The organism is Streptomyces sp. NPDC028711 (assembly GCF_055565415.1).
This window is the reverse complement of sequence record NZ_JBVHUJ010000010.1, coordinates 39763-51997: the sequence shown is the minus strand read 5'-3', so window position 1 is coordinate 51997 and position 12235 is coordinate 39763. Positions and strand designations below refer to the sequence as shown.

The following is a 12235-nucleotide window of genomic DNA, read 5'->3' as shown; positions in this document are numbered from 1 at the left end:
GGTCGTACGGAACGGTTCTCCGGACGCTACTGACCGTGCGCCCCGCCGGCGGCCCGGAACGCCCAGGAGGGTTCGGAGTTCCGCAGCCTCGCGCCGTCACTCCTCTCGAATCGGCCGGTCACCGGCCTACGGTGGACCGGTCGAGGGATCCCCTGAGGGAGTCCTGGATCACCGACGAACCCAGGAGGGAGTCCACCGTGCTCGACCTGTCCGTCATCAACGCGATGTTCCCGCCCGATCTCCCCGAACCGGCCGACTGGGAGCGGCGGTTCCGGCCGCGCGACCTGCCGGAGGGTGCCGAGGTGACGCGCTTCGCCCCGAGCCCCACCGGGCATCTGCACATCGGCGGCCTGTACACGGCCGCCGTGGCGCGCGCCCTGGCCCACCAGTCGGGCGGCGTGCACGTGCTGCGCGTCGAGGACACCGACCGCGCGCGCCGGGTGGACGGCGCGGCGGAGGAGTTCTCCCGGCTGCTCGGGGCCTTCGGGCTCGCTCCGGACGAGGGCGGGGTCGCCGGGGACGGCGACTGGGGCCCGTACGTCCAGTCCGAGCGCCGGAACGTCTATCTGAGCCATGTGCGCGAGCTGCTGCGGCAGGACCGCGCGTACCCCTGCTTCTGCGACAAGGAACGGCTGGCCCTGAGCGCGCGTGAGCAGCGGGCGGGGCGCTCGCCGCTGGGCTACTACGGCCGGTGGGCGCCGTGCCGGACGCGGTCCCCGGAGGAGGTGGCGCGGCGGGTGGCGGCGGGCGAGCCGTATGTGGTGCGGCTGCGCTGCCCGTACGAGTTCCCCGGCCGGGTCCGGTTCACGGACCGCATCCGCGGCGCGGTCACCCTGCAGGACAACGGCAACGACATCGTGCTGCTCAAGTCCTCCGGCGACGAACTCCCGCTGCCCACCTACCACTTCGCCCACGTCGTGGACGACCATCTGATGCGGGTGTCGCTCGTGGTGCGCGGTGAGGAGTGGTTGTCGTCGACGCCGGTCCATCTCCAGCTGCACACGGCGCTCGGCTTCGAGCCGCCCGCGTACGCGCATCTGGCGCCGCTGATGAAGGCCGAGGGGCCCTCGCGGCGCAAGCTCAGCAAGCGCAAGGACCCCGAGGCGTCGGTGGACTACTACCTGGCGGCCGGCTATCCCCCGGCCGCCGTCCAGCACTATCTGCGCGGCCTCGCCAACATCCGGCTCATGGACGTCCCCACGGTGGAGGCGCTGGCCGCGCCCGTCCGGCTCGACGGCATGCGGCCCTCGGGACCCTTGCTCGATCTGCCCAAACTGCACTCGCTGAGCCGGGAGTTCATCGCCTCGCTCACCCCCGACGAGCTGTACGCGCAGCTCCTGGCGTGGGCGGAGGACCACGATCCGGAGCTCGCGTCCGTACTCGCCCGGCACCGGGGGCTCGCGCTGGCCGCCGTGGCCACGGGCCGCCCGGCGGGGGCGCCGGCCCGGAAGGACCTGGACCGCTGGTCCTGCTTCCGTGACCGTTACGGCTTCTTCTTCGCGGAGCTGTTCGGCCCGGTTCCCGCCGACGACGACCGCTACGGCGGCCTCGCCCCGGAGTCGGTGCGGCTGATCGCCGCCGGCTTCGGGCGGGAGGCGAGCGGCGCCACGACGCCGGAGGAGTGGTTCGGGAAGCTCCGTGAGCTGGCCGTCCGGCACGGCTACGCACCGGACACGGCCTCCTGGCGCCGGGCCCCGGAACGCTGGGCGGGCCCGCCGAGGGAGGTCGCGAACGTCGTCCGGGTGGCCCTCACGGGCGCCACCCGCAGCCCCGACCTCTTCGCGGTGGCCCGCGCCCTGGGCCCCGACGAGGTGCTGCGCCGCCTCACCGCCGTGGCGGGGTGAGGCGGCGCGGTTGTCGGGACAGGGTGAGTCGAACGAGCTCGGCCGGGGACGCCAGGGGCGGGCAGGGGACTGCCCTCAAGATCACCGAGCGCAGACCGACGCTAACCGCCGGGGCCCCGGCCCCCCGGCAGGACACACGGCGCGGCGCGCACCCGGGGGCCGCTCACCGCTTCGGCGGAGCGCACTCGGGACCCCCGAGGGGCCGGTTCCGGGGTGTCTGCGCGTCGCCTCCCCTGAACTCGGGACCCCCCGAGGGGCCGGTTCCGGGGTGTCCGCGTGTCGCCTCCCCGGCTCATGGCTCCACCCGTTCGCAGCGATACGGGTAGGGCGCGCACCCCCGTGCGAGGGCCCCTCGCCGGGCCCCCGCGCGGGCACCTCACACCGCCGTCCCTGGCCAGGGACGGCGGTGACCTGGCAGGATCGCGGCATGTTCGCCTCCCTCTCCCGTGCCGCCCGCCGCCGTGTCCTCGCGGTCTCGGCCGCGCTGCTCACGGTGTGCGGGGTGCTGGTGTGGTGGCTGATGCCCTTCGGCTCCTCCGTCCCCAGCGGCTCAGTCACCTTCAGTACGGGCGTCCCCACCGGCGTCTACCAGCGGTACGGCATGCTGCTGAAGCAGGCCCTGGCCCAGGACCTCCCCGAGGTCTCGATAACGCTCAAGGACAGCGAGGGCTCCCAGCAGAACCTGGCCAGGGTGGCCTCGGGCGAGGCCGACTTCACCATCGCCACGGCCGACGCGGTGGCCCAGTACCAGCGCGAGCGCAGGCCCGGCTTCGAGCGGCTGCGCGGCTGCGCCCGCCTCTACGACGACTACGTCCAGCTCGTGGTCCGCAAGGGTTCGTCCCTGCAGCGGGTGCAGGACCTGCGCGGTCTGCGGGTCGGCGTCGGGCAGGACGGGTCGGGTGTACGGCTGATCGCGGACCGGGTCCTCGCGGCGGCCGGCCTTGCCCCCGTACGCGACATCGAGCCGGTCTCGGTGGGCATCGACACCATGCCCGGCCTTCTGGAGCAGGGCAGGCTCGACGCGTTCTTCTGGTCGGGCGGACTGCCCACCGACCCGGTGCAGAAGCTGTCCGAGCGCTTCGCGATCCGGCTGCTCCCGCTGGACGCCCCCCTGGTGGACCGGCTCCATGACGTCGGCGACTCGACCCGCCACTACCGCTCGGCGGTGATCCCCGCCGACGCGTACGCCAAGGCGCAGGACGGCCGGGAGATCGAGACCCTCGCCGTGGCGAACCTCCTGGTCACCACGGAGGAGGCCGACGCGGACCTGGTGGAGGGCTTCACCCGTACGGTGATCAGGAGCCGCGACCGGATCGGCAGCCAGGTCCACCCGGCCCAGCTGGTGGACCTGCGGACCGCCGTCTACACGGAACCCCTGACGCTCCACGACGGCGCCCGGCGGTACTACCGCTCGGTGAAGCCGTAAGGGCCCTGTAGGGGGGTTCCCACCGCGTGGTCCGGGTCCGGCGCGTGCCGGGGCGGGTTCCTACCGCTTCGAGCCCCGGTCCGGCGCGGTAGGTCCCTACCGCTTCGTGCCCCGGTCCGGCGCGTGTCGGGGCACGGTCACCGTCACCCGCAGCCCGTGCGGCTCGTTCGGGGCGAACGTGATGCCGCCGCCGCCCGCCGTCAGCAGGACGCGCGTGATCGACAGGCCGAGCCCCGAGCCCTTGACGTTCTGGTGGCGCCCGGAGCGCCAGAAGCGGTCGCCGACCCGGCCGAGCTCCTCCTCGGTGAGGCCGGGCCCGTGGTCGGCGACGACGACGGCGACCGTCGACCGGTCGGGGACGACCGTGACCGTGACCTCCTCCCCGGCCGGCGTGAACTTCAGCGCGTTGTCGATCACCGCGTCCAGAGCGCTGGACAGGGCCACCGGGTCCGCCCAGGCCGTGACCGCCCCGCACTCCCCGGTGAACAGCACGCCCTTGTCCTCGGCGACGGGCCGCCAGGACACGACCCGCTCGGCGGCGAGCGCCCCGACGTCGATGAGCCGCAGCTCGGCCGCCGCGTGCTCGGCGAGGGCGAGGTCGAGGAGGTCGTCGAGGACCTGCGAGAGGCGCTTGCCCTCGGTCCGTACGGAGGCGATCTCCTCGTTGCCCTCGGGCAGCTCCATGGCGAGCAGCTCGATCCGCAGGAGCAGCGCCGCCAGCGGGTTGCGCAGCTGGTGGGAGGCGTCGGCGACGAACGCCCGCTGCTGTTCGAGCGCCTCCTCGACGTTGTCGGCCATCTCGTTGAACGAGAGCGCGAGCCGCCGCAGTTCGGGCGGTCCGCCGGTCGCGGCGACGCGGGAGTTCATCCGTCCGGTGGCGATGTCGTGGGTGACGGAGTCGAGGACGCGGACCGGCCGCAGGACCCAGCCGGTGAGCCGGAAGGCGGCGCCGACGGCGAGCAGCATGGCGGCGGACTCGCCCGCGATGATCAGCAGCCAGCCGCGCAGGATGCGGGAACGGAGCTGCCCGGTCGGCGAGTCGGTGACGACGACGGCGACGACGTCACCGTCGCGGACGACCGGGGAGGCGATGGTGAGCCGCGCGTCGGGCTGCCAGGGCCACACCTGGGGAGGATCGTGGCTGCGGCGGCCGAGGAGCGCCTCGCGGAAGGCACGGCGTCCCTCTCCCTCGTACGGGACGACCCAGTCCTCGGGCGCGGCGGCCATGGCGCGGTTGTCGCGGTAGAAGATCCCCGCCCGGATGCCGTACACGTCGTGGTAGCTGGCGAGTTCGCCGCCGAGGGTGGCCTGCCGCTCGTCGGTGCCGGGGCTGGTCGGGCTGACGAACTGGGCGAGCGCGGCGAAGCGCGCGGCGTCGTCGAGCCGGTCGACGACGACCCGCTGCTGTTCGGATGCGGCGAGGCTGGCGGCGAGCGGAAAGCCGAGGGCGAGCAGGACGCCGGCCATCAGGATGATGAGCAGCGGGAGGAGGCGGGTGCGCACGGAGGGGCCGTCCGGCGGTTACGCGGACGGGGCGACCAGGCGGTAGCCGACGCCCCGCACGGTCTCGATCAGGGCGGGCATCCGCAGCTTGGAGCGCAGGGAGGCGACGTGCACCTCCAGGGTGCGGCCGGTCCCCTCCCAACTGGTGCGCCAGACCTCACTGATGATCTGTTCGCGGCGGAAGACGACTCCGGGCCGCTGGGCGAGGAGGGCGAGGAGGTCGAACTCCTTGCGGGTGAGGGGGACGCTCTCGCCGTCGACGCTGACCCGTCGGGTGGGCAGCTCGATGGTGACGGACCCGAGCCGCAACCGGCTGCCGTCGGAGCCGGCGCCCGTCCCGGCCGTCTCCTCGGTGCCGGAGTGGCGCCGGCTGACGGCGTGGATCCGGGCGAGGAGCTCGCCGGGGTCGTAGGGCTTGACGACGTAGTCGTCGGCGCCGAGGTTGAGCCCGTGGATGCGGGAGCGTACGTCGCCGCGCGCGGTCACCATGATCACCGGGGTGGTGGTGAGCTTCCGGATGCGTCCGCAGACCTGGTAGCCGTCCTGGTCGGGGAGGCCGAGGTCGAGCAGGATCACCCCGTAGGACGGGCGCTCGCCCTGCGCGGTGGGCAGGACGGCCTGGAGCGCCTCCTCGCCGTTGCGGGCGTGCGTGACCGTGAAGCCGTGCTTGGCGAGGATCGCGGAGAGGGCGGCGGCGACGTGGTCGTCGTCCTCGACGAGCAGCAGTCGCATACGTGCCTCCTCCGTGGTGATGGGTGCCGTGGCGGCTCTCTGTGTACGAGTCTGTGTACCAGGTGGTACCAGGGCATGAACACCGATCTTCGGTGTCACAGTCAAGTGTCCCCCTGTGACGCCGGTGTTTCCGTTATGCAGCCGGTACGGCCCGGGGTGCCCTCTTCACACACTGTGTCCGGTTGCGGCCGGATCGTTATCCTCAATTTCCGCTCAGATGTGATGACGGTCATCACATCGGGTCTCTAGTGTCCTCCCCAACCGAGGAGGACGGAGCAAGAGCCCGATGAGCGGAGAGTCTGTGTCCAAGGATCCCAAGGACACCCCGCGCGCCGCGGACGACCTGGTCGTACTGTCCGGCGTGAACAAGCACTTCGGCGCACTGCATGTCCTCCAGGACATCGATCTGACGATCAGCCGCGGCGAGGTCGTGGTCGTCATCGGACCTTCCGGGTCCGGCAAGTCGACGCTGTGCCGCACGATCAACCGGCTGGAGAGCACCGACTCCGGCACGATCACCATCGACGGCAAGCCGCTGCCCGCGGAGGGCAGGGAGCTGGCCCGGCTGCGGTCCGACGTCGGCATGGTGTTCCAGTCGTTCAACCTCTTCGCGCACAAGACGGTGCTCGAGAACGTGATGCTGGGGCAGATCAAGGTCCGCAGGACGGAGAAGAAGGCAGCCGAGACCAAGGCCCGCGCCCTGCTCGACCGGGTCGGGGTCGGCACCCAGGCGGACAAGTACCCGGCGCAGCTCTCCGGCGGTCAGCAGCAGCGCGTGGCGATCGCCCGCGCGCTCGCGATGGACCCGAAGGTCATGCTGTTCGACGAGCCGACGTCCGCGCTCGACCCCGAGATGATCAACGAGGTCCTGGAGGTCATGCAGCAGCTGGCCAGGGACGGCATGACGATGGTCGTCGTGACCCACGAGATGGGTTTCGCGCGCTCCGCCGCCAACCGGGTCGTCTTCATGGCCGACGGCCGGATCGTCGAGCAGGCGACTCCCGAGGAGTTCTTCAGCAACCCGCGCAGCGACCGGGCCAAGGACTTCCTCTCCAAGATCCTTCACCACTGAGCGAGTTCGGGCCTATTCTTCCCAACTCACTTCTATCCAAGGGACATTCCTCGATGAAGCTTCGTCGCACCTACGCCGCCGCCGCGGCCGCCGCCGTCCTCGCCCTGACCGCCACGGCCTGTGGGGGCGGTTCGGACTCCGGCAGCAACGGCGACAAGATCAACGTCGGCATCAAGTTCGACCAGCCCGGCCTGGGCCTGAAGACCCCGGACGGCAAGTACGCCGGCTTCGACGTGGACGTCGCCCGTTACGTCGCGAAGGAGCTGGGCTACACCGAGGACAAGATCAACTGGAAGCAGGCGCCGAGCGCCGAGCGCGAGAACCTGATCAAGAACGGTGACGTCAAGTTCGTCGTCGCCAGCTACTCGATCAACGACAAGCGCAAGAAGGAGGTCGACTTCGCCGGTCCGTACTTCCTGGCCCACCAGGACCTGCTCGTGCGCGCCGACGACAGCTCGATCACCAAGGTCGAGGACCTGAACTCCAAGAAGCTCTGCTCGGTCACCGGCTCGACCTCCGCGCAGAACGTCAAGGACAAGCTGGCCCCGAAGGCCGACCTCCAGCAGCTCGGCGGCTACTCCGAGTGCCTCACCGGCCTGGAGAACAAGGCCGTCGACGCCCTGACCACCGACGACTCCATCCTCGCGGGCTACGCCTCGCAGAAGGAGCACGCGGGCAAGTTCAAGCTCGCCGGTCTCCGGATGAGCGACGAGAAGTACGGCATCGGCGTCAAGAAGGGCGACGACGAGCTGCGCGGCAAGATCAACAAGGCGCTGGAGAAGATGGTCTCCGACGGCACCTGGGAGAAGCTCGTCAAGCAGCACTTCGGCCCGTCCGGCTACAAGTACGAGGCCGCGCCGAAGGTCGAGAACTGACCTGACCCGCTCCGGCCGTGACGGCCGCCCCGCGTCAGGGGCGGCCGTCGCACCGGCACCGGCCGCTGCCCACGCACCGGCCTTCACACCGACCGACCACCAGGGGAGAGCGCGGGCATCGTGTTCGACTTTCTTGATTCCGGGCAGTACGACCTGCTCGGCGCCTTCTGGGTGACGGCGCAGCTCGCCCTCTACTCGGCGATCGGCTCGCTGATCTGGGGCACCGCCCTGGTCGCGATGCGGGTCAGCCCGGTCCCGCTGATGCGAGGCTTCGCCAACGCGTACGTCAACGTCATCCGGAACACTCCGCTGACGGTCGTCCTCGTCGCCTGCCTGCTCGGCCTCAACCAGACGCTGCTCATCACGCTCGGCGGTGAGCGCTCCGAGGGCATCGGCTTCCGGCTCGCCGTCCTCGGCCTCGTCGCGTACACCGGCACCTTCGTCTGCGAGGCGCTGCGCTCGGGCATCAACACCGTCCCGCCGGGTCAGGCCGAGGCCGCCCGCGCACTGGGCATGAGCTTCACCCAGGTCCTCACCCTGGTGGTGCTCCCGCAGGCCTTCCGTGCGGCGGTGACCCCGCTCGCCAACGTCCTGATCGCCCTCACCAAGAACACCACGGTGGCGGCCGCGATCGGCGCCGCCGAGGCGGCGTTCCTGATGAAGGAGATGATCGAGAACGAAGCCGACGCGCTCTTCGCCGTCTTCGCCGTCTTCGCCTTCGGATTCATCGCCCTCACCCTCCCCACCGGCCTCATTCTGGGCTGGGCGGCCAAGCGACTGGCGGTGAAGCGATGAGCTCCGTCCTGTACGACACTCCAGGGCCCCGCGCCAAGCGGCGGAACATCATCTACACGGTCGCCTTCGTGGCCGTCCTCGCCCTCGTGGGCTGGTGGGTGCTGGCCGCCCTCAACGAGAAGCACCAGCTCGACGCGAACAAGTGGAGCCCGTTCGTCACCGACTCCGACGTCTGGACGACGTACCTGCTGCCCGGCCTCATGGAGACCCTCAAGGCCGCCGCGCTCTCCATCCTGATCGCCCTGCCCCTCGGCGCGCTCCTCGGCATCGGCAGGCTCTCCGACCACCGCTGGGTACGGGTGCCCGTCGGCGCCGTCGTGGAGTTCTTCCGTGCCATTCCGGTGCTCCTCCTGATGATGTTCGCCAGTCAGGTGTACCGGGAGTTCACGACCGTGAGCTCGGACTTCCGCCCGCTGTACGCGGTCGTCACCGGGCTTGTGCTCTACAACGCCTCGGTGATCGCCGAGGTCGTCAGGGCCGGAGTGCTCTCGCTGCCCCGGGGCCAGGGCGACGCGGCCGAGGCGCTCGGCATGCGCAAGGGCCAGACCATGCTGTACGTCCTGCTGCCGCAGGCCGTGACCGTCATGCTCCCCGCGCTCGTCAGCCAGCTCGTCGTGATCGTCAAGGACACCGCGCTCGGCGGCGCCCTGCTCGGCTTCGGCGAACTTCTCAGCCAGAACCGGCAGATCACGGCCAACTACGGCGCCAACACGATCGCCACTCTCGTGGTCATCGCGCTGATCTACATCGTCCTGAACTTCGTCCTGACCACCTTCGCCAGCCGGCTGGAGAAGCGTCTGCGGCAGGGCAAGAAGTCCCCGACCGTGACGCTCCCCGCCCAGGCGGGAGCCCCCGAGACGGTGACGAAGGCGGTCAGCAACGCCTGACCCCGAAGGGGTCCGTGGGACAACAGGGGTGGGCCGGAGCGGTACCGACTTCAGGTCGGCCGCACCGCGCCCACCCCGTCGCTTGACGCAAGCACCCTCAGTGGGTTGCATACGGTCTGTGATCAAGCACCGGGCTCGTGCCACACTCAGCTGTGCTGCCCCCATGACCGTCCGGCCTTCAGGAGCCGCGCCGTGGACCCGGTGATCATCGTGGGCGCGGGGCCGGTCGGCCTCGCGCTCTCCCTCGCGCTCGCCGCGCAGGGCGTGCCCAGCGTCGTCCTCGACGAGGGCTCCGGCAAGGAGGAGCTCCGCCCCGCCCGGAGCGTCGTCCTCCGCGCCGACATGGCCGCCATGGTCGAGCGGCTCGGCTGCACCACCCTCCGTGACGAGGGGGTCCGCTGGGTCGGCTGGCGCGGTATGCGCCGCCGCCAGCTGGTGCGCCACCTCGAACTCGACCTCGGCCTCGGCGGTACGGAGGAGTGGTCCGAGGACCCCGACGAGCCCTCCGCCCCGGCCGCGCCGCTGCACATCCCCCAGCACGCCCTCGCGCGCGGGCTGCGCGACGCCATCGCCCACCAGCGGCTGATCCGGCTCGTCACCGAGGCACGGCTCGACACCATCGAGCAGGACGCGGACGGGGTCGTCGCCCACACCCGGGGCCCGGCGGGCACCTGGTGGCGCGGCAGCCATCTCGTCGGCTGCGACGGCGCCCGCTCGACCGTACGCAAGCTGCTCGGGATCCGGTTCCCCGGCCGTACGGCGGTGGAACGGCACGCGGTCGCCGCGCTCCGCACCGAACTCCCCTGGGCGGGCGAGGCCCTGCTGCACCGTCAGCCGCCGTGGCGGGGCGCTCCCGAGGAGATCACCGCCCGCCCGCTGCCCGACGGGGTGTGGCGGATCGACTGGCTGCTGCCGCCCCGGGGCGACCTGGTCACCCCGGACGCGCTCGTCGCCCGGATCCGCGAGACCCTGGCCGGCTGGTGCGACGGCGTCACTCCCCCGTACGAACTCATCGACACCGGCGTCCACACCCTGCACCACCGGCTCGCCCGCCGCTGGCGGGTCGACCGGGTCCTCCTCGCCGGGGAGGCGGCCCACCTGCTCGGCGCGGTCGGGACCCAGGGCCTCGACGAGGGGCTCAGGGACGTGGACAACCTCGCCTGGAAGCTCGCCCACACCTGGCACCACGGCGCCTCGGAACGGCTTCTGGACAGCTACCAGAGCGAGCGGCGTTCCGCCGTCGCCCACCGGCTGCGCGCGGCGGACCAGTCACTGCCCGTGCTCCGCGGCGGCGGTGGGCTGCGGACGTACCTCCCGGGGGCCACGCGCGGCCACGACGCCCTCCTCACCGACGGCCACGTGGGGCGCGGGCCGCTCGGCGCGCCCCCCGCGTACCCGCACTCCCCCCTCGCGCCTCCGTACACCGAGGGCCTGACCCCCGTGGGCACGCCGGTGGGCGCGCCCGTCGAGGACGTCCGTGTGACCGCCCCCGACGGCACGACCGTACGGCTCAGGGACCGGCTCGGTCAGGGCCGCCTCCTGGTCCTCCTGGTCGCTCCCGGCACCGGGGTGTGGGACCGGCGGCACTGGCAGGGCGCGGGGCTGATGCCCCGGCTCGACGAGGCGGTGCGCGGGCTCCCGGCGAAGGCGGAGATCCTGGTGACCGAGGCGTACCCGGGCGCTCCGGCCCACGCCGTCCTGCTCGTACGGCCCGACGGGCACCTCGTCGCTGCCTTCTCCGGGGTACGCCCCGAGGAGCTGTACGCGGCGGCGGACGCGGCCCGCGGCGGCTCGGCGACCCCCGAGGCCGAGACGAAGGCAGAGGCGGGGGCGGAGCCGGACGTGGACGCCGAGGTCGCGGCCGAGGTGTCCGCCGCCAAGAGCTGACCACACGGCAGACACGCATTGATTCCCACAGGCGCGCATGGTGTACTCCGGAACGTGACCGACACCGATGTGCGCCTGTGGCGGAGGGTCCATATGGACCTCGTCCGCTATGCGGGCTGCGTGTGTCGCCCCTCCTGCTGATCTCGCCCTCTCCCCGCGCGCGCCCCGCCACTGACACACCCCCCGTGTGCCGTGTGCCGCCGCGCGCTCTTCGCGAACCTCAGGACGGTCACCCGTGTCTCCACGCACTCCCGCGCCTTCTCCCGCTCCTTCCCCCTCCCCCTCTCCGTCTCCGGTCGATTCCTCCAACGCTCCGACGGCCGCCGAGCTGCTCGACTTCGTGCGGCGCACGGCGGCGGACCGGGAACTGGTCGACTCCCTGCCGCTCGACCCCGAGGGCCGCACCTGGGTACGGCTCGACGGCCCCGGCGGCAGCGAGGCCTGGCTCATCGGCTGGCCGCCCGGCACCGGCACCGGCTGGCACGACCACGCCGAGTCCCTCGGCGCCTTCGCCACCGCGCGCGGGACCCTGACCGAGAACGCGCTCGCCGTCCGGCTGCCGGCGAGCGGCTGGAAGACCCTGGAGCTGGCCGACGGGCTCGACCGCTCCCGCCGCCTCGGCGAGGGCGGGAGCCGCGCCTTCGGCACGCACCACGTGCACGAGGTGCTCAACGAGTCACCGGACACCCACGCGGTGTCGGTGCACGCCTACCATCCGCCGCTGCCGCTGATCCGGCGGTTCAGCCGGACGGGCGCGGTCCTCCGTCTTGAGCAGGTCGAGCGCCCGGAGGACTGGCAGTGAGCGACGAACGCCTGGGCATCGACGAGCTGCTGGAGCAGGTCAGGGCGGGCCTCGACCGAATCGGACCCCGGGCCGCCCATGAGGCGTACGAGGCGGGTGAGGCGCTCCTGGTGGACACCCGCTACGCGGCCCTGCGGGAACGGGACGGCCTGATCCCGGGCGCACTGGTGGTGGAGCGCAACGAACTGGAATGGCGGCTGGACCCCCGGGGCAGCCACCGGGCGCCGGAGGCGAACAGCCACGACCTCCGGGTGGTGGTCCTCTGCGACGAGGGCTATGCCTCCTCCCTCGCGGCCGAGTCCCTGCGCCGCCTCGGCCTCCACCGGGCGACCGACCTGATCGGCGGCTTCCAGGCCTGGAAGAGCGAGGGCCTCCCGGTTCTCCTCCCGGGCACGGCCGACTGAGGTCCGCC

12 protein-coding genes are annotated in these 12235 nt (G+C 72.1%); 10 read left to right on the top strand and 2 right to left on the bottom strand.

All coding sequences use genetic code 11. The features are described from left to right. Nucleotides 1-197 precede the first annotated feature (197 nt). Together ACZ4VK_RS27450 and ACZ4VK_RS27445 are read left to right on the top strand one after the other, a co-directional pair. Complete coding sequence (locus ACZ4VK_RS27450) at nt 198-1844, top strand: glutamate--tRNA ligase (protein ID WP_468357388.1); 1647 nt, start codon at nt 198-200, stop codon at nt 1842-1844. 427 nt (nt 1845-2271) lie between these two features. Beyond that, nucleotides 2272-3270 (top strand): TAXI family TRAP transporter solute-binding subunit, encoded by a 999-nt coding sequence (locus ACZ4VK_RS27445; protein WP_468358006.1) that lies wholly within the window; start codon nt 2272-2274, stop codon nt 3268-3270. A 96-nt stretch (nt 3271-3366) separates the two neighbouring features. On the opposite strand, the gene ACZ4VK_RS27440 is transcribed toward ACZ4VK_RS27445, so the two are convergent. Continuing rightward, complete coding sequence (locus tag ACZ4VK_RS27440; RefSeq protein ID WP_468357385.1) at nt 3367-4773, bottom strand: sensor histidine kinase; 1407 nt, start codon at nt 4771-4773, stop codon at nt 3367-3369. Between the two features lie 18 nt (nt 4774-4791). Further along, the gene (locus ACZ4VK_RS27435; protein WP_468357382.1) at nt 4792-5505 is read right to left on the bottom strand and encodes a response regulator transcription factor; all 714 of its coding nucleotides are present in this window, start codon (nt 5503-5505) and stop codon (nt 4792-4794) included. A 286-nt stretch (nt 5506-5791) separates the two neighbouring features. On the opposite strand from ACZ4VK_RS27435, the gene ACZ4VK_RS27430 reads away from it, so the two are divergent. The 8 genes from ACZ4VK_RS27430 to ACZ4VK_RS27395 all read left to right on the top strand — a co-directional run bounded on the left by ACZ4VK_RS27430 (nt 5792) and on the right by ACZ4VK_RS27395 (nt 12227). After that, nucleotides 5792-6577, top strand: coding sequence for an amino acid ABC transporter ATP-binding protein (locus ACZ4VK_RS27430; protein ID WP_468357379.1), 786 nt, complete (start codon nt 5792-5794; stop codon nt 6575-6577). Nucleotides 6578-6630: 53 nt separating this feature from the next. Further along, nucleotides 6631-7452: a glutamate ABC transporter substrate-binding protein gene (locus ACZ4VK_RS27425; RefSeq protein ID WP_468357376.1), complete on the top strand. Its 822-nt coding sequence runs from the start codon at nt 6631-6633 to the stop codon at nt 7450-7452. A gap of 120 nt (nt 7453-7572) precedes the next feature. Next, nucleotides 7573-8247: an amino acid ABC transporter permease gene (locus ACZ4VK_RS27420; RefSeq protein ID WP_468357373.1), complete on the top strand. Its 675-nt coding sequence runs from the start codon at nt 7573-7575 to the stop codon at nt 8245-8247. Beyond that, on the top strand, nt 8244-9134 hold the full coding sequence (locus ACZ4VK_RS27415) for an amino acid ABC transporter permease (protein ID WP_468357370.1): 891 nt from the start codon (nt 8244-8246) through the stop codon (nt 9132-9134). The genes ACZ4VK_RS27420 and ACZ4VK_RS27415 overlap by 4 nt, the downstream gene beginning before the upstream one ends. Nucleotides 9135-9326: 192 nt before the next feature. Next, the gene (locus ACZ4VK_RS27410; protein WP_468357367.1) at nt 9327-11021 is read left to right on the top strand and encodes an FAD-dependent monooxygenase; all 1695 of its coding nucleotides are present in this window, start codon (nt 9327-9329) and stop codon (nt 11019-11021) included. 54 nt (nt 11022-11075) lie between these two features. Then, a complete protein-coding gene (locus ACZ4VK_RS27405; RefSeq protein WP_311605579.1) occupies nt 11076-11162 on the top strand; it encodes a putative leader peptide in 87 nt (28 codons plus the stop codon). Between the two features lie 94 nt (nt 11163-11256). Next, nucleotides 11257-11823, top strand: coding sequence for a cupin domain-containing protein (locus tag ACZ4VK_RS27400; protein ID WP_468357364.1), 567 nt, complete (start codon nt 11257-11259; stop codon nt 11821-11823). Beyond that, nucleotides 11820-12227: a rhodanese-like domain-containing protein gene (locus tag ACZ4VK_RS27395; RefSeq protein WP_468357361.1), complete on the top strand. Its 408-nt coding sequence runs from the start codon at nt 11820-11822 to the stop codon at nt 12225-12227. Before ACZ4VK_RS27400 ends, ACZ4VK_RS27395 begins: the two co-directional genes overlap by 4 nt. Nucleotides 12228-12235: the final 8 nt, after the last annotated feature.

Bases quoted from the DNA above. Each gene is read 5' to 3' on its own strand.
- ACZ4VK_RS27445 (WP_468358006.1), top strand. From the start codon at position 2,272: ATGTTCGCCTCCCTCTCCCGTGCCGCCCGCCGCCGTGTCCTCGCGGTC.
- ACZ4VK_RS27435 (WP_468357382.1), bottom strand. From the start codon at position 5,505: ATGCGACTGCTGCTCGTCGAGGACGACGACCACGTCGCCGCCGCCCTC.
- ACZ4VK_RS27430 (WP_468357379.1), top strand. From the start codon at position 5,792: ATGAGCGGAGAGTCTGTGTCCAAGGATCCCAAGGACACCCCGCGCGCC.
- ACZ4VK_RS27425 (WP_468357376.1), top strand. From the start codon at position 6,631: ATGAAGCTTCGTCGCACCTACGCCGCCGCCGCGGCCGCCGCCGTCCTC.
- ACZ4VK_RS27415 (WP_468357370.1), top strand. From the start codon at position 8,244: ATGAGCTCCGTCCTGTACGACACTCCAGGGCCCCGCGCCAAGCGGCGG.